Genomic DNA, 23323 nt, shown 5'->3' with positions numbered 1-23323 from the left:
AAATTACTTCCATCTGTTTATATAATACTTTAAAATGAATAATAAAGTTGTTTACTTCTTATTGAACTAACGCATCTTTTCGTTTAAGTGTAACTCTTGACAATTACTTGATATTTATATAGGCGAATTGAAAGATAAATTAATATTTAGTTTTGTAGTTGTAAAAGTAGATTATTTATATGATTCTCTTATAATTTTTTAAAAAGGAGAGTTTATGAAAAAGATTATTGTTTTTGTATTAATGATATTTATATTATTCTCAGGATTCGCCACACAAAGTTATGCGTTATCAGACTCGAAATCTGCGGCAATACAAGCGTTGCTAGATGATGCCCGTCGTATTTCAGGTGTGCCGGGAATGTCACTCTCAATAATTGCTGATGATGAAGTATTCTACTTTTCTTCAGGCTATGCAGACCGTGAAAAGCGGTTGTCTGCAAGTGAAAATACACTCTATGAGTTAGCCTCGGTCAGTAAGGCTTTTACCGGTATGGGTATTTTGCTGTTGGAAGAGCAAGGGCTGCTCTCAATGACTGACCCTGTCCAAAAATATTTACCTTGGTTTACGTTAAAGTATCGAGGGAGACCTGTTGATATGCAAAGCCTTACACTAAATAACTTTCTTCACCACACCAGTGGTCTAACAAATTTTTGGCATACTCAAAAAATTCCACAAGGCAATACACCAGATATGTTGCAAAAGACTGTGGAAATGCTCGTAGATGCTGAATTGGCGTTCCCTCCCGGTGAACAGCATAACTATGGAACCGTTAATTATGACGTATTGGGTTTGGTTATTGAGATTGTGTCAGGACAAAGCTATGAAGATTTTATGAGGGAACAGGTATTTCAGCCGTTAGGTCTTCACGAGACGTATGTTTATAAAGAAGATGCTCAAGCCACTGGACAGTTGGCACAGGGCTACCGTTCTTCCTTTTTTATGACAACTCCATTTAAAGCTCCGGATTTTGCTGGGAATAAACCAGCAGCCTACATCATTTCTAATACAAAAGATATGGCGCGTTGGATGGGCATACAGATGGGTATTGTGCAGGACATACCCGAAATATTTCATACGGTGATCGAAAAATCACATCAGGGGGATATGTCTGTTTCGGCTGTCAACGATATGTATTATGCGGCAGGCTGGTCGGTAGACGCCGACCAAACGATTATAGAACACACTGGGGGCAATCCAAGTTTCAGAACCGAAGTAGCCATACTGCTAAATGAACGAACAGCCGTCACCTTGCTGAGCAACGGCGCAAATACCAATACAAACCTGGTACTAAAAGTGAAAGATATATTAGACGGCAATCTAACTCAGTCATATGAAATGAGCGGCACACAGCTTTTGGATATCATTTTGTCGTCTATCACAATTATTCTTTGCCTATTGGCCGTTTTGCTATTTCTCTTAGGATTACGCAGAAGGAAAATGAATGAGCGGCAGCCAATGACAAAAAAGAGAATAATCGTAACAGTTATTTTCCTGATCGCTACGATTGCCCTGGGTATACTGTGCTGTGCTTTCGATTGGTCAGCGATACTTGTTTGGCGAACATATAGCGTTCTTACAGCTTTGATTTCGTCAGCATTACTAACAGCAAGCATTACATGGTTTGTATACACTCACCGATAGAATACCTTGCTCCCAAGATAAGCATAATGTTAAGTAATTAAATTTCAATTTATCGGTATGCTTAATTTGAAAAACATAGACACTTCGGTGTCTTTTTTAATTTCATCGACAATTTTCTCAGTCAAACCTAATTACATGACTTTATTGTAAATGAAACATCTTTATTATTTCTGCACAACATTCGTCTATTTGAGTGAGGTTTTATTCGTTATCTGTCACTTTTTTTCTCTTTAGCTTCTTAAATTCAAAAAACAGATAGATTCCTATCAATAAATAAGTGATAGCCATCCCAATAATCAATCGTACTTCTTCTCCGAATGAAGTGAACGATAGAATAAATGTCGGTAGATGAAGTGCTATCAATATAACGAGCATCACAGCAGTCTTTGACCAAATTGAAAATAAAACGACAAAAGAAAAAACAATAAATCCAATGACTATACTACCTAACCAATTAAAATCAATTGTGGGGGTTTTATAAAACGAATCGACCGCAAGTAACCCTACAAAAAATATCATACTAATTAGAACTGGAAGCAGCATGATTAGAAATTCTTTTACCCTTGAGACTCGATTGCTTGCAACATAGCGAAAAGTCATAAATACTCCTCCGATGAACATCATGCTAAACAAAATCGTTCCTATGATTTGCAATAGGCTGTAACTTAATGGTCCTTGCAATAGATCTCCTAAAATTAAAAAGGACATTGTCCCCATAACAATAAGAGGAATATATTTTGCCCACACTTTGTAGTCAGCCTTCATCTCATTTGAAATATTCATCATATATTCTTTGGGAGATGCTCCAACAATTTGCTCAAGAGACTTCCCATGCATTTCAGCTTCAATAAGATGAACCTCTAGTTCTTCAGCTATTTCATTAATCTCCTGATCATTTTTTCCGCTTGAAAATAAGTACAATCTTAAATCATCAATAAATTTCTTGCTCTGATCAGATAGTTGATGTTGTTCCATTATTCCCATCATTCCCTTTTGTTTCTTGTCTAATAATTCGATTAACACTTTTTTCAAGTTGACTCCATCTGCTCAAAAAATCCTCCAAAGCTTGATTTCCCTTTTCTGTAAGTGAATAATACTTTCTTTTAGGACCTGCAGTTGAATTTTTTCGAACAGAGGTGACGAGCCCTTCTCGCTGCATTCTCATTAATAATGGATAGATCGTCCCTTCACTTACAGCGCAAAATCCATACTCACTTAAACGCTCAGCCATCTCATATCCATAGCATTCCTTGCCTTGTATAATTGCCAAGAGACAACCATCTATGATTCCTTTCAACATTTGTGTTTGCGACATGATCGTTCCACCATTCTTAATATCTTGTTTTACAAGGTATATACATAGTATAACTCCCATTAACTTGTAATGCAAGGTATTATCAAGGGCTGTTCTTCTACGATACTGTCGTTACAATAAGAAGATTTCCTCCAAAGCACTTTAAATGGAAATGAGCACTTATCCTTGTTCAAGGATAAGTGCCCTATAAATAAAAATGATATAAGCATTATTTATTCATTTTGTTTTACATTTGTTGGCGACTTTACAAAAAAACATAATATGAATGCGATCGCTAATAGAATGAACCCCGACATAAAACCACTATTTAGTCCCTTCAACAAGGGAGTTAATGAGATGTCCACGTAATCATTTGAATACCTAGTAACTGAAGCCGACATCACCCCTACCATTATTGCCGCTCCAAGTGAAGCAAACACTTGACGGACAGTATTATTAATCGATGAACCGTGACTAATTAATTCATTAGGTAAAGCATTGATCCCCGCTGTAGCTAACGGCATCATTACAAATCCCATGCCTAACATTCTTAATGAATAAAGACAAACAATCCACCATGTAGCTGTATCCTTAGTGAGCAATAAGAATGGGACTGTGGCTACAGTGAGAATAAACATGCCAATCATTGATATTTTTTTGACACCATACGTATCAAATAGTTTCCCAGCAATTGGTGAGATCACACCTAAAACAATCGCTCCAGGAAGTAATATTAGTCCTGATTGAAGGGCTGAAAATCCCTTTATTGATTGTGTATAAATAGGTAAGAGAATTTCTGATCCAATCATTGTCATAAAAATAATTGCTACAATAATTGTAGACAAAGTAAACATTCTACTTTTAAACACTCTTAACTCCAAAAATGGTTGTGCTAATTTAAATTGACGGCTGGAAAATAGGATGATAACGACAATTCCTAATACGCAAGAAATCCACGTAGTCTTATTTTGCCATCCTACATTTCCTGCAACACTTATCCCATAGAGAAGTAAACCTACACCTAAGCTGCTAAGAAAAATAGAGAAAAAATCAACCTTCGGCTTAGTTACATTAATTATGTTTTTCATAAAGAAAAATGCTAGCACCATATTAATCCCAACGATTGGAAGAATGATATAAAACAAGTAACGCCAATTATAAAAATCAACAATCCAACCGGATACAGTTGGAGCAATTGCAGGAGAAAATGCAATTACCATTCCTACTAACCCCATGGCTTCCCCTCGCCGCTCAGCTGGATAGACTAAAAACATTAGCGTTTGCATTAATGGGATCATCATTCCTGAACCGATCGCTTGAATGATACGCCCTAAGAGAAGTGTATTAAATGTCGTGCTTAGTGCACAAATGACTGTACCTATTGCAAAACAAGCCATTGCCGTAAAAAATAATTTTCTATTCGTTATCGTATTTAAGAAAAATGCTGAAGCAGGAATCATAATGCCACTGATTAGCATAAATGAGGTGATAAGCCATTGTGCATCAATCGCATTGATAGCTAAATCGCTCATTATTTTTGGCAGTGCGGTAACCAATAAGGTTTGATTAATGATAGTTAAAAAAGTTCCCAGCATTAAAACAAGTACAAAACCAGCTCGTTTAAAGTGTTTTCCATTTATATCAACTGGTTGCGTTTGTGTATTTTCCATATTTTTTACATTCCTCTCACTCAAAATAAACCTATGTATATTTTTTTATACCTTAGTTCATTTTTATGATAGTATGGTATAATAAAGATGTCAATAATTTTTCGAGGAGATAACAATGAATGAGTAAAAAAGAGAAAATCATTGAAGTAGCCAAACAATTGTTTCGAACAAAAGGCTATCACGATACTTCAATCCAGGATATTTTGGAACTTTCCAGCGTTTCCAAAGGCACGTTTTATAATTACTTCTCTACGAAATCACAATTAATTCTTTATATTATTCAAAAAGTGGATTCAAAAGTGGAAGAACAGCAAAATTTGCTGTTGCTTGAAGGAAATCCTAATGATAAGCAAATTTTTTATTCCCAGCTTCGAGTAAAACATTCTATCTATGGAAATGAAAAAATTTCAGAATTATATAATATTTCTTTAGGAGAAAATGATGAGGCATTACAGAAATATATGGCGGAGAGCCATTATAAAGAGCTAAATTGGCTGGCGGAACGATTAATAGAGGTTTATGGGAATGAAATAGAAGAAAGTGCGATGGATTTATCTACTCATTTTATTGGAGGATTAGGCTATCAATTTAGATATTCTGATCAAATGAAGCTGAACCTAAATAGTTCCGATATTTTAGAATACAATATTTTACGTTTAGAGAAAAACATCGAACTAACTAAGCAATCTAATCAAATTCTCTTCCCATTTAAATCGACTAATTCCGTTGAAAGTCAGGAAATAGCTATAAACAACATACAACAGCGACTGAAAAAAGTGATAAATGATGATAAATTTTCACAAGAGGAAAAAGAAATAATTAATTTTATTTTAGATGAAACTCAAAACTCAAATGTAAGATGGGGTGTTTGTGAAGGGGCTATTCGACAATTAAAAATACTATCCTCCTCTCATTCCAGTCATGCACAACTGTTTAATGAAGTATTTACTATCATTCATAAACAAACAAAAAATAAGAAATGATTATTTCAGCCAATGTGTTGACATTGCTCTTTCTCATATTTATAGTAACAGCTGGTTTTTATATGAATCCCATTACCTCTCCACGATGTTGTGAAGAGGTAATGGTAAAAAACAACCATTCATCTAAAGTCTGAAGCCGAATAAAAATTCGGCTTATTATAGTGACTTACTTTTATTGCTCCAACAACTCTTTAACAAACGGAATAATCGCATCCAAAGTAGCCTTTTTATCCTCAATATGCAATGTATGCCCTGCATTTTTTAATTTTATATGCTTTGCATTAGGTATGAGTCTTAAAGCCAATTTTGCATCTTCATCACTGATTATTCCTTGAAGGTCTGGATTCCCTTGTAGCAATAAAACTGGACATTTAATCATTTGTAGCAAAATCTCAATATCATAATTCATAAATGTATGTTCAAATTGGTCTATCATCGCTGTTAGTACGTCTGAATCTGTTAACATGACACTTTTTATCATAAATTCCATTAATGCATTTTCTTCTTTTCCTTGCTTTATTTTATCTTCGCCTATTCTATTTTCATCTTTAAACGCTAAATAATTTCCACTAAACCTTTTCCATTTCGCTAAACTTTTAGAACTTTCTCTTAATACTTCTAAATTAATAGGTGATTCTCCAATGATTAATCCCTTCACTAGTTCAGGATAATATGCTGCTATTTGAATTCCGATCATTCCCCCTAAAGAATGACCAAAAATGACTGGAGGCTCCGAAATGATTTCTTTAATAAATTGTACAACATCCTCAACATAATCATTTAAGCAATACTTTCCAATATCTTTATCAGATTTACCATGCCCTCTTAAATCAAGTGCATAAACGCATCCGTGTTTTTCTAATTCTGGAATAATCGTTTCGAATGCTTCCCATCTTGAAATTCCACCATGTAATAGTAAGATTGGTGAATCTTCTAATGTAGTTTTCACATAGTATAATCGAACATCTTTTGCCTGGAAATAATTCTCAAACATGTTATCACTCATTTCTGTTTATTTTTTAGCTAGTTTTTTTCCTACAAACCATCGAACCATACGACTGTTTTCGTTATTTTAGTCATATAAAGTTCAAATAAAAAACTGTTTCTATAACAGTAAATTTGATAGATATGCATTTAGTACGTTCACATAAATCAAATACAAAAATTCCTTCTATTTGGATTAATCGATTACTCAAGTAACAAATTCTTAAAATCTATTAAACTCTTTTGTTGTATCTTACATGCCTTGCATAAATACGTTTCTATGTCTCCATATTGCGTAATTATATCATTATATACGTCATCTAAATACTCTCGGCGAACTTCTAAAATGGGTTTTACACGCTCTGAAGATAATTGAAAAAGGCTCATCCATTTAATCATTTTCTCGACTTTTTTCATTTTAGGTTCAATTAAATCATTCGAGAACAAATATTCTTCCATTACTGTTTGATAAGGTACACCAACAAGTAATTGAATAATTGCAGAAATGAATCCGGTCCGATCCTTTCCACCTGTGCAATGGATTAAAGCTGGTATATTCTTCTGAAGTGAAAGCAATGTGACAATCTCATTAATTTTAGAGCTGTTAATAAAGGCCATGCTATGGTACATATCTTTCATAAGTTGTTCAAAATTAATAGAGTTTGATTTACTCACTAGAAATTTAAAAAATTCAAAATGCGTGAATTCTTGACTTTTGTCTTGAAGAGAAACAGTTACCACCTGTATACCTTGTCCAGATTTTATTTTGCTAGGTTTTGATTTTTGTTCTTGTTCCGTTCTTAAATCACATATTATTTTTATGTTTAATTGATGAAATACCTCCATATCATTTTGGGAAAGCTTAGATAATTCATCAGACCGATAAAGAATCCCTTTTTTCATCACTCTTCCTTCATTCGTTTTAAATCCCCCAATGTCTCGAAAATTATAAAGCCCATCAAATTGAATTAAATTTTCTCCTATCGTTCTCATTAAATAATTTTCTCCTTTTAATTTCATTAAAAATCATTTGACTTTTATAGTTAAAAACAAAAAATATTTGCATCAAGACGTGATGTTTACATTTTTGTCTAGACTATATATGGTATAGTATATATGTGATATGACTAAAAATCCACAAAAAGTCATAAAAATTTTTTAAGGAGTCCTCAAATGCCAAAATTCACAGAAAATGAAAAAGAGCAAATTAGACAAGATCTTTTGATAAAAGGTCGGAATATTTTTATTAAATATGGTCTTGCTAAGACAAGTATTGATGAGATCATTCGCGAATGCGGAATTGCCAAAGGGACTTTTTATAAATTTTTCAATTCTAAAGAAGAACTTTATTTCGAAATATTAATCAATGAAGTAGAAGTTCGAGAGTCCGTACTTAATGAACTGTTCCGAGAAAATCTCTCGCCAAAAGAATTACTATATTCATTCTTTCATTTTTCCTTTGACTCAGTTGAAAAAAATCCCTTTCTCCAGAGAGCTTTGCAAAATGATGAACACGAACGACTTACACGTAAGTTACCAGCCGAGATGTCTGATTTCAATCAAAAAAATGCAGTGAGAGGGATTCATGCAGTTAATGCCCTTATGAATCAAGGTACTTTACCAAAAGATGACCCGAGAGTAATAGTGGGGATCATGCAGGCTGTAATGACGCTTCGTTTACACAAACAGGAAATTGGGGATGATATTTTTCCATTAGTGAAGGATAGGATTATTGAATTTGTCATAGAAGGGTTATTAAAAGAAAAAAAGTAGTTTTACTCTTACAAAAAGACGAAGTACTCAAAAATCAAGAGTCAACTAGGTCTTTTTTGATACATTCTTTACCTATAGCGCATAATCCTTCACCTTTTTAAGCTGCATTCTTTTAAAACTTCATAAGAGGTTAGAACGGCCAGTAAAGGTAACATTCACTTCTATAACTATGAAAGGTTAATCAGCCTGACTCCTATCGAATATAGAAGTCAGGCTTTTTAACTGCGCTTATTTTTTGTGGCTACTTGAAAAGGGTCAGATCAACTAAAGGAATGGGCCTGATCGCTGAAGAAGGTTGTTGGTTTACTTTTCATACCACGCTTTCTTTGGGCGTGTAATTGGATAACCGTTTTGCTGTCTATATAATTTTCTTTCTGCTGTAAAATCAAACCACTGTTTTTCACTTTCGGGATAATTTGCATAATGAATAATACAGATAATTTGGTCCTCAACACATGAATCAGTCCAACATCCAAGTTTCAACTCTAAGTTATGGAAAATCTCCGCCCAATTTTCTGTTTTTATTTGTTCAAGATTAAAATAACCAAGATAATTTACTAACTTAAAAGCTAATTCATAACCTATAGAAGGTACTTGTTGAAACGTCGCTAAACCTTTTAATGTTCTTGCCCGTTCATTTGATGCACCAAACATTTCCTTAATTTCTTCTACCTCCAACTTGTAGAAGGAACTTAATTTTACTTTCGTTTTCCTTAAGGTTAATTTCTCCTCTTGTGTTAAAGGTAACTTTGGTCTTTTTTCTCTCAAGTTTTCCCCCTCGCATCTAAGAAAGTGGTTTTGACATATCCATCATATTTCTAAAACCAAGATTTTCATAAACTCTTCTACCAGTTGAGCTTGACCACAGCCTTGCCCGTTTAGCTCCTTTTTGTTTTAGCCACAAACAAATTTCATCTACTAATTTATAGGCTAATCCATTATTACGATGATCTTTTAACGTGTATACTGCTATTACCCAACCGAATAGGCTTTGTTCATCGGCAAGTGGGTAGGAATACTCTGTCCTAATTAGCCCCCCTGCACAAGCCACAATATTATCATTGCTATCTACGGCCACCCTGAACTTTAAATTACCTGTATTAGAATTTCTTTCAAATAAGTTTTTAACTTCTTCAACTCTCTTTAAATCTGGTTTTGGAACGCCGTCAGTTTCTCCCATTTCACAAGCCATTCTATACCAATATTCTGCCATACTTGTAATTTCTTCATTAGTAGTCCATCTTGTTTCATACATTCTATAACCTCCTAAATCTTGAACTTGGTTTAATGACTTGTTCCCTCAATTTGGTTTACAAGCACTTTTTCAACTCGTAGATCATTAGTTCACCATATTGAGAGAGAGTTATTCTAGGATACATGCTGTTACTCCCTTCTTATATAGTGCTTACGTTAGTCTGTTAACTTTTTTTCAAGAACAATTTTATGTCTTCCATGTTCATCCGTATACGTATCTATAACATCAAATCCATTTTTGATGTTAAGGATCAGCATATTACGCCATTTATTCATTGTTTTTGTTTGTACCATCTTATACCCTTGTTCCCTTGCGTACTGATGTTGTTGTTCCATTAGCATGGAGGCGATTCCATGCTTTCGATAATCAGGATCTACTCCCCCTAGCCAGCTGTAAAACGTATTTTTATCAAGTTCGTAGCCCATCTTGAATCCAACGACCTTTTCACCGTCTACTGCAATGTTAAACACTAATCTGGTATTATCTTTCATTTTCTTATTCAACTCTTCGGCACTGCTGTTAAAAATGCTGGTGTATAGATTCATTATTCCGTTCGTTACATTTTCATTTGGAATTGTGTCATAAAAAAGGTATGTTATGCTCAAATTTCCTTCTCCTTTCTTGTAAATTATAATCGTTACTACTTGTATTTCATCAAAACTAGCAATAGTCCTTGAATTGCCCCAAAAACATTCATGAGCATCTGCTCACAATTCAATATGTATAGTCGGTCTGCTTCTTCTCCCTGCGCTGGTTATTCCTTCGTACATAAAGGCTTGCTCGATTAATCAGACCGACCATTTATTTACTTCATAAATGAGAAGCTTGAGCAACTGCAAAAAGCAAATGTGTAAAAAAGGTAGTAAGAAAATTATTTTAGAGTTTATGATTTTTTTAACTATCTTAAAATCATAATCAAAATTTATGTCATCAGGAGTTTTGGGAAGGATGCAGCTTCCAAAAGTTGTAGTGTATAGCCATACAAACTATTACTTAATCATATATTGATTTCCATTCATATTGTGTGTATGTTCCTTTCCGTACAATACTTTCTTTGGATTAATAACGATGAGCAGAACAGCTGCTGCTAAATATAAAATTGCGTTATACATAATTAAATCGACTAAGTTTTCGTTTATTAGGCCAATAAAAAAATTAAAAGATTGGTGGATGACAATGGAGATGATTAAATTCTGATTTAAATTATAAAATGCCGCAATGATAATCGTTGTGGATAGGATGGAAATCATAAAGAATAGCATATATTTGATTAAATCAATGCCCGTATACCCTGTAGTAAACCATATAGGCAAATGCCACATGCCCCACCAAAATCCTAAGATTACCGCAGCCTTTAATGGCGAATGCTTCTTTTGAAGCTCCATTTGAGCGAATCCTCTCCAGCCTAGTTCTTCTCCTAGTGGCCCTGACAGAAGATTTTTGAAAAAGAAATAGATGAGCATTCCCCATGAAGTTTTAGTAAAAATAGAGTCCGCTTCACTATTATTAGATACGAAAAACAAAATCAGCAAAAATATGAAGACTTGAATCATACTTACCGTAAGAATCACAGGAAATTTAAGTTTATTGCTAAATTTATCTTTTACAAATTGTTTAAAACTCTGCCCAGGATAGATTTTTTTAAATAATATTGCAAAAGCAAAGGTTGAGGACCAAGCAGAGATACAGAGCATGACATCAAAGACCCATACAGGAAATCCTAACATCTTTATGGCTCCTACAAGACAAAAAAGTGGCAAAAAAATAATATTGGTTAATAGAATAAAACTGGCTACTGGTTTTTTTAGTTTCTTTTCTCTATTCATGCATACTCCCCCGCTTCAAACTAAGTATTTCGTAAATATCATGATTTACGAATACCATCAGCTTAAACCTAGGGGTTACTCACAGGTCAATACATGTCTGCATTATTTTATGGGTGCATACATTTCTAAAAATACACGTTCAAGTCCATCTTCATAAGTGGTAAGTAATAAATTTATATAAACAAGCCCCAAAAGTTCATAGCCATTTTCCATTGCTGCTTTTCTTAAACTAGCTTCCACATTATGGTCCGTATTTTTTCCGCCAGTTGACCATCTTCCATTTTCAATAACGGTATACATACATTTTGGATGAGCTAGAATTTCACCTTCCATTTCTTTATGAACGTCATCTACTTTTCTTACAATAACAAATCTATCTTCAAGCATACCTTCGTTATTGAATCTTATGACTCTTCTTAAAGAGGTTAGATTTACAGTTTTTTTCAAGCTGTCCAAGTTCTCTTTAAGAGCTTCATATTCATCAAACGCATTGAGATGCCCGATTTCTCCTTTAATTTCTTAAGGCTCCATTTCTTTTATTGTGTATTCTCCTAAGAATTGGTTGATTTTTTCACAATCTTCTTTTACGATCTGAAGCTTTTTTAAAAGAAGCTTTTTATATTCTATTTCTTCTAAAACCTCTTGTTCTTTCTCCTCTATTAATGATTTTATTCCCTCTACACTCTTGCTTTTTCTTATTTCCTGAATTTTTTTTATTTCAATATCCATCTCTCTGTAGAAATTTACTGTGGCTATATCATAGATATCAAAACGATTATATTTTCTATACCCATTCTCTATATCCTGCGCAGGCTTAACTAATTCCTTTTCTTCATAATATTTTAAGGTATCTCTAGATACACCTAAGAATTTTGCTACTTGTCCAATTGTGTACATTATACTCTCCTTTTATCGTTTCCGTTAGAATCGAAACACCCATGAACGAGCTGTTCAATAAAAACTTTTCTTTAGAAAATCCATTTGATCTGCAAGAATCCCCTCGCGTACGCCCGATTCATACATGCGAAGTGGGAAACATTACGCCATGTTTTTGACTTCATACCCGCTATTGCTTTTGTAGCTTCATCCTCCACACCCTTTTAGTAATTACTTCTTTTTCAGCTATTTTATTTCCTTCATCTATTAATAATATCAGGCTTTAATCGTTGCCTTATATATGATTTTGTTCGTATTCTATTATTTTAGGATTCTTTCTCCGCTAGTTCACTGCATTTATAAAAAACTAAAAACCCAATTTGGCTAAAGATCAATCCCCGTTAAAAAGAACACCTCTACTTAAGCCGCACCTATTTTTGTTAGCTGTCAATCTTTCTTCTTCGTTTTGTTTAGTATTACCAGCATAAAGTATCTATACTGTTATTCATATGCAATCACTTTTTTGTGGATTCCTTTCAGATTTTCACCCCATATTTTTAAAATATTAAATAAGTTTTTAAAGGTTTAAGAATATCTGTAACGAATTCTTAATAAGGTGACTATTGTGACACTTATATATAGAAAGGTAGCGATAAACATGGAAACACTGCAAACATTTCTAAAAGAAATCAATGAGCAAATGCAAGTATTATCTAAAGAAGTGACTCAATCAAGCTGGATGGCCCAAACAACGGGAGACCCTGAGTGGGCTGCTAAATTAAGCGAGGCTGAAACTCGATACAATCTTCTATTCGCTTCAAAAGATTCATACGAGAAAACAAAACAATTTCTAGCAACCGAAAACGTAACGGAGATCGAAAAACGTCAGCTTCAACTTCTGCTAAGCGAAATGGAAGGGAATCAACTCCCTGAAGAAGTAATTGCTGATTTATCCAAACGCTCTTCTGAACTAAATTTATTATTTAACACATACACCCCTGTTGTGGATGGCAAGAAGTATTCTGCTAATGATATTCGAGAGGTATTGGTTAATAGTGATGACCAAGAATTACGCAAAAAAGTTTGGTTTGCAAGTAAGGAAGTTGGGAAAGTCGTAGAAAAAGGCCTGCTTGAGCTTGTAAAGAAGCGCAATGAAGCTGCACAACTTCTTGGTTATGATAACCATCATCAAATGGGCTTTGCTCTTCAAGAACTTGACCGTGACGAGGTATTCGCTATTTTCAACGAACTTATTGCTCAATCAGATGATGCCTACCGCTCGATGAAGAAAGAACTTGATGAACGTTTAGCAACTAGATTTGGGATTCATCCAGAGGATATACGCCCATGGCATTATGTCGATCCCTTTTTTCAAGAGGCACCACCATCTGATTCAACCAATCTAGATCCTTTTTACCAAGGGAAGGATATTGTCCAAATCACAACGGATACGTTTAACTCAATGGGGATCGAAATTGATGACCTATATGCAAAAAGCGATTTGTTCCCTAGAGAAAAGAAAAACCCAACAGCCTTTTGCACGGATATTGACCGCGAAGGTGACGTTCGTGTCCTTTGTAACTTAACAGAAGATGCGTATTGGATGGAAACGAACTTGCATGAGTTTGGCCATGCGGCTTATTTCAAATATGTAGACTCCAGCCTTCCATTCGGATTACGCACAGTCAGTCATACCTTAACAACCGAAGCGATCGCGATGTTATTTGGAAAAATGGGCAAAGACCCGCGTTGGTTAAAGCGCTTCTTACAAGTGGATGAAGCAACAGTAAATGAGCTTGCTCCTGAATTAGAAAAGTACCAGCAGTTACAAATGCTTATTGCAGCAAGATGGATTATTACCTTTGTATTTTTTGAAAAAGAACTATACGAAAATCCCGATCAAGATTTAAACGCTTTATGGTGGAAAACAGTAAATGAAATTCAGCTAGTTACTCCTCCTGATGCAACTGATCATCCCGATTGGGCTGCAAAAATTCATTTTACACTTGCACCTATTTACTACCAAAATTATCTGCTTGGAGAATTAATGGCAGCACAGCTTCTTCGTCATATTGAAACGAAGATTTCTCCTGAATTTTTCACAAAAGAGACGGGAGAAATGCTCATCAATCAATTCTTCAAACCAGCTGCCCTTTATGACTGGAATGAAAAAATTAGCCGTGTAACGGGTGAAAAATTAAACCCTGCTCACTTTGTTGATGTTTATTGCAAAACTCAGGTAAAAAGTTAATTAGTGAAAAAAAGGATAGCTTGGACTATATGGTCTAGCTATCCTTTTTCTATTATTTTAGAAACTAGATCACTCGTTAGCCTCTTGAATATATTAATCTCTTTCCCAAAATAAAATACCACTGTCATCTGCAATGACAAAATAATTGCCGCTATATGAAAATCCATAGCAATACAAAAAACCACGATAAATACGAACACAATTTTCATTGTGTCCTTCAACAAAACAGTCCTCAAATGCAGGCTGATAAATGATGTCTTCACAAGGGTAAAGAGGAGATACTCTGCGCAAACAATCCCCGGATTGACTGCCAATTGGTAGTAGACTTCCACCATACTTACTTGCTAATTTAATCGGTTTATCTTTTAGAACGTCAAATCCTTCACATATTAACAGTGTTTCATCTAAGTGAAAGTCTTCTGAATAGTCACGAGCAATCTTTTCTGCTTTGGATGGATCAATAATTCCTCTGCCATTCGAAGATACGACCAGGCATAAATCAGATGATTCATTAAACCCAAAATATTCTAGTCCACCCACATGAAAGCTGCCCTTATAGGTCCAGCCAGCTGGACTGTTAACTGAAGGTATTTTTTCTAATAGGTTCGTTATTTTATTTCTATGTTTCTCAAATGCCTCACTTTTAAAATAATCCATTTATGGCCCTCCATTCGTTCATCATTTTATTCATCATAGCAAAATTGCTTCTATCTATGTAATCACATTCCAGCTTGTACCCGTTCAAGCGTGGAATATTCCCCTAAGAAGTTATCCATTTTGTCCATTATGACAAAAAAAAGGTTGCAAAAAAGGCGATTCGTATTTTATATTAGAGTTTATGATTTTTTAACTCTCCTAAAATCATAGTCAAAAAATAAGTCATCACGAATTTTAGGAAGGAAGTAATAAGATGAAGATGTATCTCTATCCGCTGCTAGTCATTATTGCAGCTAGCAGTTTTGGTGTTGTTTCTACCATTATTAAATTGGCCATAGGCAGTGGCTTTTCCGTTTCGGAGGCAGTAACTAGTCAATTTTTTGTTGGGTTTTGTATCGCTGTATGTATTTTCTTCATTACAAATAGAGCAAAATTTAGCTTTAAAGGGGTTAAGATTCTTATTTTAGCAGGGATTTTAACAGGGTTAACTAATATTTTATATGGTCATTCGTTGAACTTTTTGCCTGCTTCTATGGCTGTTGTCCTCTTGTTTCAATTCACATGGATTGGCATGCTGATTTCATGCATCTCCAAACGGCAATTACCAAGCAGAATTGAAACGTTCTCCTTACTCGTATTAGTAGCTGGAACAATACCAGCAGCTGGTTTGATTGATGTTGATTTATCACAAATCCCTTTGCAGGGGTGGTTATGGGGATTTGCAGCTGCTATCAGTTACTCCTTCTTTTTATTTGTAAACGGAAAGGCAACTACAAGTATGCCAGCAGCTAACCGTTTAGTAGTCGTTTCTTTTTCCGCTCTCATGATTACGGCCATTTTTCAATCACCAGAAATTATTTGGAACGGGACATTATTTAATGAAGGACTTTGGATGTATGGATTGGCATTAGGGTTATTCGGCATGATTATCCCTGTTTTCCTATTCACGATTGCCGTTCCTAAAGTTGGATTAGGAATGTCTTCAATATTGAGTGCGATTGAATTGCCGATCGCAGTGATAGTATCCGTGATCTTATTAAGCGAAACAGTGACACCTTTGCAAATCGCAGGAATCGTCACCATCATACTTGGTACATGTCTGCCAACATTGCTAAATAAGAATGGCTTGTTACGTAAAAAGAAAATGTCAAAACAAAGGGACGGATCTACTGTTTACTAAAACGCAAATACATGCTCTAAAGTGAGCGGCTGCCCAAGTGAAAATTATTTATTAAAAAAGAAGGAACCACTCTGACCTAGGGCAAGGAGAGTGGTTCCTTTTCTTTGTCACTGACAAATTTAATAAAGATTGCTATAACACCTATTAAAACCTATATCTTATGTAACTTGTTTATCCTGCAAGATATTTTTCAAGTCTACTAAATCCTAAGATTACATTCTAATCTATTTCCTTTTCTATTTCCTCTAAAAACTCAGAAGGTTTCAATCCTAAAGGTTTAGACAAGGCAAATAATGTATTGATCGTTGGACGACGTTTCCCACGTTCCAATAAACTGATATAGGTCCGATCGAGCTCTGATAAATGGCCGAGTTGTTCTTGGGATATTTTCTTTTCTTCACGTAGATTCCTTAATACCTTACCGAAAATGACCTCAATATTCAAATTACCCTCTCCCATCCTCCTATTTGTTAGAGCTCATTATTGACTTTATTATAAAAACAGCATACGGACTATAATCTTCAATAATTATATAAATCCCCTTAATCATTGACAAATATATAATAGTTAAGCAAAATTAACTTAAAATAAATGAGGGATGATAAATCTGTGGATGATTATTTAATAATTATAGACAAAATCAATCAAAAATTTGAGCAGTTTAAATTGTTAGTTTTACAAGAAACGAAAGAGGTTGAGGAATTAGAGAAATTTCACTTAACTCCTCAACAAGAAGTAATCATGTGTTATATCATTCGTAATGAGCCGGTAATTGCGAAAGATATTGCTAATCAGTTTGATATTTCCAAAAGTGCAGTTAGCCAAGTCATTTCAAAGCTTGAAGAAATGAAAATGATCGACCGTCAAGAAAATTTAGTAAACCGTAGAGAGACTTTAATTTATCTTGGAGAAAGGGGTCAAGATTTTCATCAGCTTCTAAAAAAAATTGACAACATTCTTATGGAAAAATATTACTCGAAGGTCAGCTTAACCGAGTTAAAAAATGTTCTTGATACTTTAAATAAGATTGTTGGAACGTAAACTGATCGGCGAATACTGTCTGCCAAATGGACGATTCATCAAGCTTTCATTGTAGATGCTTTAGATAATCGTGTCCTATCAATCATTTTTAATATTGGCTTTAAAATCGTAGAACTTATCCTCTTTTCTCTCTTTCCTAAGCAACGGTTCAAGGTCCTCACCTTTCACATAGTGATCAAAGTAAGCCAAAATATATTGATTCATAACTTGGTGGAATTGATTTACATCAAGATTCCATGACAATAGAGGAGAGAGAAAGGGGAAATCTGTAAAAGTATAATGATCCCCTGCTGCAAAAGTAAGCATATACGTATCTCCCTTTATTCCCTCTTTATAGTGGAAATCAGCAAGCTCGGTAATTTTTTCATGATACTTCTGAAATTCTTCTGGAGTAATACTCGTGTACTGAAGTTCTTCTTCAGGTATATAAAGATAATCTTCATTTAAAATAAACATAAAGGATTTATCAAATCCTATGCTGGCCACTGGCTCATGCAATGGTCCATCTATATTGATTCCTGCAGAAAGCCTGCTATCATCCAACAATGCTTGAGCAGCTGTTGAACCTCCATATGAATGACCAAATATACCAATTTTGTCCATGTCTATCTTTCCAGTAAACATACCTAGAGGATCCTTTTCATTAATCATTGTTAATTGGTCTAATACAAAGCTTATATCTTTTGATCGCATCATAACATCTTTCTCATCTTCAATATCAAAGGAATAGGAATAAGCATCTGTCTGATTCATAATTTCCCGTCCATCCGGGAACTTCGTATATGCAGCATCATTCGTATGGTCAATACTAACAACAACATATCCTTGACTAGCCAATTCCTCCATCTGTGAAAAATTTTGCATTCTAGTACTTCCATAACCGTGAGAAAATAAAAGTATTGGAAATTGATCTTCTTGTTTTGATACAGCTGCATCTTTTATGCTGTTCGTTTGTCCATACTTTAAATACTCGAAAAAATAACGCGGAACAGAAAAAATGAATTCCATCGTTCCCGACCATTCTTCATAAGGAAAGGATTCATATTGAATATCCTTCGCATCCTTTTTCACGTCTGCTGGATACCATATCTGTATCATTATTTCCCGAACGTTTTGTTCAGAGTCCTTTCTGGATTCATCAATCAAATGCCTTGCGTTCATCCCTACTTCAAAAGGACCTGAGACGTTTGGAAGTTGAAATACAGGCATAACCGTGACTAACCCAAAGCTGCTGATAGAATAGGTGAAAATAAACAAAATATATAAAAGCTTTTTGATTTTACTTTTATTTTTTTTTCTCTCAATTGGCTTTATTGTGAATACAGTTAAAAGAATAAATAATATATAGGTTAATCCCATTTGCCATCGATAGCCCTCAAGCACCAAATGAATAATCAAAAAGATCAGTGCAGTGATATTAGTGATCATTTTTACCTTTGCATCAAATCTAAACAGAAAAGAAAAAAGCCACAAGATATGAACGACAATTAAAATCCCTTCAAATAGCCTCAATCATCTCAACTCCTACTATAGAATCTATTAAAATAGGTAAAGTTATGTTAAGTTAACTTTACTTAACTATATACTGCAAGTATTTTTATGTCAATTATTTTAGGAGCCTACGAATATTGACCTAAGAGGGAAAAAAACAGAGTATTTGCTGTTATTTATGAAACGCTTCATCCAAATTCATTAACTAATATATAAGACATACTTAAAATTCCATTATTATGTATAATATTACTATGGAAAAATAAGTTATTTATTATGGAGATTGTATTATGACAAAAAATGATTCTACCAATTTCGTGTTGCATGCAAAAAGCGAACAGTTTTACTGGGAAGGAGTTGGTCAACTGTCCATTAAAACATTCCTTAATGGTAAAGCCCATTATAAGACTAACAAAGGCTTTTTTGCTGTTGAAGAGAGTAGATACCTACTCCTCAATGAAGGTGCATACACAATATCAATTGATGAACCTAAAGCTGTAGAATCCTTTTGTCTTTTCTTTAAAGATGGGTTTGCAGAAGAACTCTTTCATTCCTTAAAAGAAACAAATGATCGTCTTCTAAGCGACCCGTTTAAGGATACAAGTTCAATTGTCTTTTTTGAAAAGACCTATCATAAAAATAACACTCTATCTTCTCAACTGGAAAATTTTATGCAGATATTACCTAGTCTTGATATTGATTCCGTTGGTTATGAGGAACAATTTCATAAGATCATGTATTCTATTTTAAATGAACACTTTAATACATATAAAGAGATGGAATCATTACATGCCATTCGTAATTCTACCCGTGAAGAATTATATAGAAGAGTAAGTATTGCACATGATTATATTAGATCATATTTTAATCAACCTATAAAACTAGATGAAATTGCTAGAGTTGCTTGTTTATCACCAAACCATTTATTAAGAACGTATTATCAAATATACGGTAATACACCTCATCAGCATATTTCGGAATTTAGAATACAAAAAGCAAAGCAACTATTATCAAAAGCAGATAAAAATATGACTGATATAACTTTTATACTTGGATTTCAAAACCCTGTGTCCTTTAGTAAAATGTTTAAACAACATGTTGGTATATCTCCTATGGAATATCGAAAAATGGTGATATTGGATAAGAAAAATTAGAGGATATTATTTATTGTTATATTGAAAAGATATTTGAAAGGAGACATGCATTATGGCAACGACAATCGTTCAAAAAGTTGGACAAATTGGTGTACCAGTTAAAGACTTGAATAGAGCATTAGATTTTTATAAAGAAACATTAGGACTCTCCCTTTTATTTAACACTGATCATATGGCTTTCTTTGAATGTAATGGGTTGCGACTAATGTTATCACTACCAGAAAAAGATGAATTCGCCCATTCAAGTTCAGTTATTTATTTTCAAGTAACTAATATTAAAGATACTTATGAGCGCTTAGTAAGTAAAGAAGTTATCTTTATCGATGAACCACATGTTGTAGCGAAAATGGGACAAACAGAAACATGGATGGTATTTTTTAAAGATACAGAAGATAATACTCATGCATTTATGAGTGAAGTACAAGTATAAGAAAACTAAAAAGAGACCGTCTAAATAACACTAACGGTCTCCTTCCATTTAAATTAGTCTTTTTAATGCTTCTTTATCCAGAGTTATTTCTACTCTCTGCTTAAGAAAGGGAAAATCACAATTCCCGTTTCTACAAATACGATAAAAAAAAGATTCCATATGACCATCCGCCAAAATTTTGGATGATTTCAACGAGATGCTCATCAATATGCAGGATGAAATCAATGATACTTGTAATATTGTCAAAGGTGTACCCACTTTCATAGTTTATCATCAGCTAATCTATTTTCACCCATATATGTTATCACGAATCACTCGAACTGCTCACCACTTAACACTATTCTAAGGCATACTCATTACTTACCATCGCATTCGAAAAAACCGTCTCTTTCCTTACACAAATCTCCCATACTCCTTCTCAAACAACAGCTTAACCATTCCAACGGGCCCATTCCTATGCTTGGCAATGTCAATTTCAATGAACTTGTTGTCGGTATTCTCTTTGTTGTAGTACTCGTCTCTGTAAAGAAGCATGATGAGGTCGGCATCTTGTTCAATGCTTCCGGAGTCACGGAGGTCGGACATTTTCGGGCGCTTGTCCATTCTTTGCTCCACTCCTCTTGATAGCTGGGAAAGAAGAATAATCGGAACCTCATATTGACGGGCAATCTGTTTTAATTCCTTTGTGATGCTGGCGATTGCGAGGTCATGGCGATCATATTTTCCAGAGACGTTGATGAGCTGAAGGTAATCAATCACAACCAAATAGTCTTCCTCAGGAAATTCCCGTCTCGTTTTCTGAATTTGGGCTCTTATGCCGGAGACATTTCTCTGTGGGGGATCGTGGATTTGGAGATTCCATTGATGGAAGACGCCTAGAGCTTTATTTGCTTTTTCCTGGTCTTCCTCAGTAAATAGTCTGTATGGATTTTTCCATTTGGCCCCGTCAATTCTTGATAGGCTGCTTAAGATTCGTTTGGCGAGCTGTTTTTTCGGCATTTCAAGGGAAAACACATCGACAACACCGCCTTTTTTACAGCAATTCATCGCTAGCGACAAGGCAAAAGCTGTTTTTCCCATGGATGGCCGTGCAGCCAAAACAATTAAATCCCCATTGCTCCAGCCGCTTGTCATCCGATTGAGGGAGTCAAAGCCTGTATCGATCCCATTCAGGTCGCCTTGGTCCTCATACATTTCATTAAAAATGTCCATGATCAGATCGTGTTTCGTTTCTTCAAATGTCATGCCAATTTCCTGGAGCTTGATAAAGGTCTGATAGAAGTGCTCCGCCTCTGCCAATCTCCCATCATTCAAAAAATTAGCTGCTGCCCGCTTTAATTCGCGAAGCTTATAATGCTCGAGCACGATCTGCTGGTAGTCTTCAAGATGAACGGTTGTCGGGCAGCTTACGGCAAGACTTGTCAAGTAGCTTACACCGCCGATTGATTCAATCTGACTGCCAAGCTTATTGACCACAGTAACGATATCAATCCCCTGAGATTCCTGGCGCAGCTCCGTCATTATTTGAAAAATAAGCTGATTTTTCTTTAGTGAAAAATGATAAGGCTCAAGAATTAATTCAAACATGCACTCAGGTTCTAAAAAAACAGCTCCTAGAACCATGTTTTCCGCTGCAATTTCTTTACTTTCGGATGGATGGGGATAGCCAGTCAGGAGTTGGTTTCCTTCTGGCATATAGCTGATCTCGTTCAATCCGCTCCCTCCCTTCCTGCTCCCATTGTTTTGTTTGCTGCAAAAACTGATTTTCTCTCTCCTGAAATCCCGCAATCTCGGCCAGCACTGGCGGAAAGGGATGCTTGGCGATATGAGTGGTCAATTTTTGCATGACAAGCTGAAAATCCATTTCCTTCATCACTCTTAGCCACATGAGCACCATTTCATCGCTGATTTTAAATTGTGGATACATAGATTCAATAGCCGCTAACACTTGAATCACATCTTTCTTATCCATTTTCCGTAAACCTCTCTATTGGAGGATCCCTTGCATTTCGAGCCGGGCAATGCGGTCCAGAAGGGATTCTTTTTGTGTTTTCTTCCTTTGCCACTCGTTTTTCCCAAGGCGTGTTACTATTGCCGCCTCATAATAGGCCATGCTGTGAATGCGCTGCTGTGGCGATTTTTGCTGATAGTTCGCATGAATGCTTTCCATCCAATTGAGCAGTTTTTCCAGTGGGACCTCTATCCTGGCGACTTTTTCAATCGCATTTATGTCTTTTGCTGACAAGACTGCCCCACGATTGCGGAGCTGCAGAAAACGCTCCGTGATCGCATTCATTCTCGCGGTTTGGTCTGGCTTTCCCTCAAATAAGGGCTCTCCTAGCTGATCCTTCTCTTTCATTCCCTTTTCCTCTTTCTTCTCTCTTTCTTGATTTTGTTCCACTTTCGTATCGTCCTCGTTTTTAGATGGTTCTGTCATCGTTCCGCGAAAAGAAGGGCAAAAAAAATCGACGAATCCTTTTGAGTGAATTTCCTCCCCATTTAATAAGGTAAATAGCGTTCCCACATTCGTTTCCTCAACAGTAATTAACTGTTTTTTTACGAGCTTATCCACCGATCGTTTGATGGTGCTTTTTGAATATTGCTTCTCTCCTCTGCCCTCACGGTAGCCAAGATCCTCCACTAATTTCGAATAAGCCCTTATGTATTGCCCGCGTTTTAACGGCACGCCACTTACCATTCTTCCGTCCTCTCTTGTTGCCCGTGCCAGCAGCAACAGATAGAGCCGAAATGGAACAATTTCTTTCCATAAATCAACCTCAATTACATCACGATTCAATTTCACCCAGCCGCACATA

At 35.2% G+C, this 23323-nt stretch carries 23 protein-coding genes and 3 pseudogenes; 9 read left to right on the top strand and 17 right to left on the bottom strand.

Annotation, left to right across the window (positions count from 1 at the left end; translation table 11 throughout):
- Nucleotides 1-214: 214 nt before the first annotated feature.
- Nucleotides 215-1642 carry a serine hydrolase domain-containing protein gene (locus RUH74_RS04180; RefSeq protein ID WP_313798993.1) on the top strand — a complete coding sequence of 476 codons (1428 nt, stop codon included), beginning with the start codon at nucleotides 215-217 and terminating at the stop codon, nucleotides 1640-1642.
- Nucleotides 1643-1843: 201 nt separating this feature from the next.
- Here RUH74_RS04180 and RUH74_RS04175 read toward each other — a convergent pair whose 3' ends face one another.
- The 3 genes from RUH74_RS04175 to RUH74_RS04165 form a co-directional block, all read right to left on the bottom strand.
- On the bottom strand, nucleotides 1844-2665 hold the full coding sequence (locus tag RUH74_RS04175; RefSeq protein WP_313799041.1) for a DUF1129 family protein: 822 nt from the start codon (nucleotides 2663-2665) through the stop codon (nucleotides 1844-1846).
- On the bottom strand, nucleotides 2595-2957 hold the full coding sequence (locus RUH74_RS04170; RefSeq protein WP_313798992.1) for a PadR family transcriptional regulator: 363 nt from the start codon (nucleotides 2955-2957) through the stop codon (nucleotides 2595-2597). The genes RUH74_RS04175 and RUH74_RS04170 overlap by 71 nt, the downstream gene beginning before the upstream one ends.
- 212 nt (nucleotides 2958-3169) lie before the next feature.
- Nucleotides 3170-4606 (bottom strand): MDR family MFS transporter, encoded by a 1437-nt coding sequence (locus tag RUH74_RS04165; protein ID WP_313798991.1) that lies wholly within the window; start codon nucleotides 4604-4606, stop codon nucleotides 3170-3172.
- 119 nt (nucleotides 4607-4725) lie between these two features.
- On the opposite strand from RUH74_RS04165, the gene RUH74_RS04160 reads away from it, so the two are divergent.
- Nucleotides 4726-5589: a TetR/AcrR family transcriptional regulator gene (locus RUH74_RS04160; protein ID WP_313798990.1), complete on the top strand. Its 864-nt coding sequence runs from the start codon at nucleotides 4726-4728 to the stop codon at nucleotides 5587-5589.
- A 172-nt stretch (nucleotides 5590-5761) separates the two neighbouring features.
- Here the strand turns inward: RUH74_RS04160 and RUH74_RS04155 are convergent, their stop codons facing one another.
- Both RUH74_RS04155 and RUH74_RS04150 read right to left on the bottom strand, forming a co-directional pair.
- Nucleotides 5762-6583, bottom strand: coding sequence for an alpha/beta fold hydrolase (locus tag RUH74_RS04155; RefSeq protein WP_313798989.1), 822 nt, complete (start codon nucleotides 6581-6583; stop codon nucleotides 5762-5764).
- Nucleotides 6584-6777: 194 nt separating this feature from the next.
- Nucleotides 6778-7566, bottom strand: a complete 789-nt coding sequence (locus RUH74_RS04150; protein ID WP_313798988.1) for a tyrosine-protein phosphatase — start codon at nucleotides 7564-7566, stop codon at nucleotides 6778-6780.
- Between the two features lie 180 nt (nucleotides 7567-7746).
- Here RUH74_RS04150 and RUH74_RS04145 point away from each other — a divergent pair, with 180 nt between their 5' ends.
- Both RUH74_RS04145 and RUH74_RS24120 read left to right on the top strand, forming a co-directional pair.
- On the top strand, nucleotides 7747-8346 hold the full coding sequence (locus RUH74_RS04145; RefSeq protein ID WP_313798987.1) for a TetR/AcrR family transcriptional regulator: 600 nt from the start codon (nucleotides 7747-7749) through the stop codon (nucleotides 8344-8346).
- A gap of 144 nt (nucleotides 8347-8490) precedes the next feature.
- Nucleotides 8491-8568, top strand: a pseudogene (locus RUH74_RS24120) (IS3 family transposase); the annotation flags it as partial.
- An 81-nt stretch (nucleotides 8569-8649) separates the two neighbouring features.
- On the opposite strand, the gene RUH74_RS04140 reads toward RUH74_RS24120, so the two are convergent.
- From RUH74_RS04140 to RUH74_RS04120, 5 genes and pseudogenes are all read right to left on the bottom strand, one after another.
- Nucleotides 8650-9114: a helix-hairpin-helix domain-containing protein gene (locus tag RUH74_RS04140; RefSeq protein ID WP_313798986.1), complete on the bottom strand. Its 465-nt coding sequence runs from the start codon at nucleotides 9112-9114 to the stop codon at nucleotides 8650-8652.
- 16 nt (nucleotides 9115-9130) lie between these two features.
- Nucleotides 9131-9601, bottom strand: a complete 471-nt coding sequence (locus RUH74_RS04135; RefSeq protein ID WP_313798985.1) for a GNAT family N-acetyltransferase — start codon at nucleotides 9599-9601, stop codon at nucleotides 9131-9133.
- 155 nt (nucleotides 9602-9756) lie between these two features.
- Entirely contained in the window at nucleotides 9757-10206 is a 450-nt protein-coding gene (locus RUH74_RS04130; protein WP_313798984.1) for a GNAT family N-acetyltransferase, read from the bottom strand.
- Between the two features lie 384 nt (nucleotides 10207-10590).
- Nucleotides 10591-11427, bottom strand: coding sequence for a CPBP family intramembrane glutamic endopeptidase (locus RUH74_RS04125; RefSeq protein WP_313798983.1), 837 nt, complete (start codon nucleotides 11425-11427; stop codon nucleotides 10591-10593).
- 102 nt (nucleotides 11428-11529) lie between these two features.
- Nucleotides 11530-12324, bottom strand: a pseudogene (locus RUH74_RS04120) (MerR family transcriptional regulator).
- A gap of 637 nt (nucleotides 12325-12961) precedes the next feature.
- Here RUH74_RS04120 and RUH74_RS04115 point away from each other — a divergent pair.
- On the top strand, nucleotides 12962-14554 hold the full coding sequence (locus tag RUH74_RS04115) for a M2 family metallopeptidase (protein WP_313798982.1): 1593 nt from the start codon (nucleotides 12962-12964) through the stop codon (nucleotides 14552-14554).
- A 93-nt stretch (nucleotides 14555-14647) separates the two neighbouring features.
- Here the strand turns inward: RUH74_RS04115 and RUH74_RS04110 are convergent, their stop codons facing one another.
- On the bottom strand, nucleotides 14648-15211 hold the full coding sequence (locus RUH74_RS04110) for a hypothetical protein (protein ID WP_313798981.1): 564 nt from the start codon (nucleotides 15209-15211) through the stop codon (nucleotides 14648-14650).
- A 259-nt stretch (nucleotides 15212-15470) separates the two neighbouring features.
- Between RUH74_RS04110 and RUH74_RS04105 the strand changes: the two genes are divergently transcribed.
- Nucleotides 15471-16391: an EamA family transporter gene (locus RUH74_RS04105; protein ID WP_313799040.1), complete on the top strand. Its 921-nt coding sequence runs from the start codon at nucleotides 15471-15473 to the stop codon at nucleotides 16389-16391.
- A gap of 219 nt (nucleotides 16392-16610) precedes the next feature.
- Here RUH74_RS04105 and RUH74_RS04100 read toward each other — a convergent pair whose 3' ends face one another.
- Nucleotides 16611-16835, bottom strand: a complete 225-nt coding sequence (locus RUH74_RS04100) for a helix-turn-helix domain-containing protein (protein WP_313799039.1) — start codon at nucleotides 16833-16835, stop codon at nucleotides 16611-16613.
- Between the two features lie 165 nt (nucleotides 16836-17000).
- Between RUH74_RS04100 and RUH74_RS04095 the strand changes: the two genes are divergently transcribed.
- Entirely contained in the window at nucleotides 17001-17432 is a 432-nt protein-coding gene (locus tag RUH74_RS04095) for a MarR family transcriptional regulator (RefSeq protein ID WP_313798980.1), read from the top strand.
- Nucleotides 17433-17510: 78 nt separating this feature from the next.
- Here RUH74_RS04095 and RUH74_RS04090 read toward each other — a convergent pair whose 3' ends face one another.
- Nucleotides 17511-18944, bottom strand: coding sequence for an alpha/beta hydrolase family protein (locus RUH74_RS04090; protein ID WP_313798979.1), 1434 nt, complete (start codon nucleotides 18942-18944; stop codon nucleotides 17511-17513).
- A 269-nt stretch (nucleotides 18945-19213) separates the two neighbouring features.
- Between RUH74_RS04090 and RUH74_RS04085 the strand changes: the two genes are divergently transcribed.
- Together RUH74_RS04085 and RUH74_RS04080 are read left to right on the top strand one after the other, a co-directional pair.
- The gene (locus RUH74_RS04085) at nucleotides 19214-20077 is read left to right on the top strand and encodes a helix-turn-helix transcriptional regulator (protein WP_313798978.1); all 864 of its coding nucleotides are present in this window, start codon (nucleotides 19214-19216) and stop codon (nucleotides 20075-20077) included.
- Between the two features lie 52 nt (nucleotides 20078-20129).
- A complete protein-coding gene (locus tag RUH74_RS04080) occupies nucleotides 20130-20507 on the top strand; it encodes a VOC family protein (protein ID WP_313798977.1) in 378 nt (125 codons plus the stop codon).
- A gap of 101 nt (nucleotides 20508-20608) precedes the next feature.
- Here RUH74_RS04080 and RUH74_RS04075 read toward each other — a convergent pair.
- The 4 genes and pseudogenes from RUH74_RS04075 to RUH74_RS04060 all read right to left on the bottom strand — a co-directional run.
- Nucleotides 20609-20781 (bottom strand): annotated as a pseudogene (locus RUH74_RS04075) (hypothetical protein); the annotation flags it as partial.
- A 119-nt stretch (nucleotides 20782-20900) separates the two neighbouring features.
- Nucleotides 20901-22220, bottom strand: coding sequence for a replicative DNA helicase (dnaB, locus tag RUH74_RS04070; RefSeq protein WP_313798976.1), 1320 nt, complete (start codon nucleotides 22218-22220; stop codon nucleotides 20901-20903).
- Entirely contained in the window at nucleotides 22150-22479 is a 330-nt protein-coding gene (locus RUH74_RS04065; protein ID WP_313798975.1) for a replicative helicase loader/inhibitor, read from the bottom strand. Before RUH74_RS04065 ends, dnaB begins: the two co-directional genes overlap by 71 nt.
- A 15-nt stretch (nucleotides 22480-22494) precedes the next feature.
- Nucleotides 22495-23304: a hypothetical protein gene (locus RUH74_RS04060; RefSeq protein WP_313798974.1), complete on the bottom strand. Its 810-nt coding sequence runs from the start codon at nucleotides 23302-23304 to the stop codon at nucleotides 22495-22497.
- Between the last annotated feature and the right edge of the window lie 19 nt (nucleotides 23305-23323).

This window comes from Cytobacillus sp. (assembly GCF_032154635.1).
Classification (GTDB): domain Bacteria; phylum Bacillota; class Bacilli; order Bacillales; family Cytobacillaceae; genus Cytobacillus.
The sequence above is the reverse complement of the archived record's forward strand: the minus strand, read 5'-3'. Positions and strand labels throughout refer to the sequence as shown.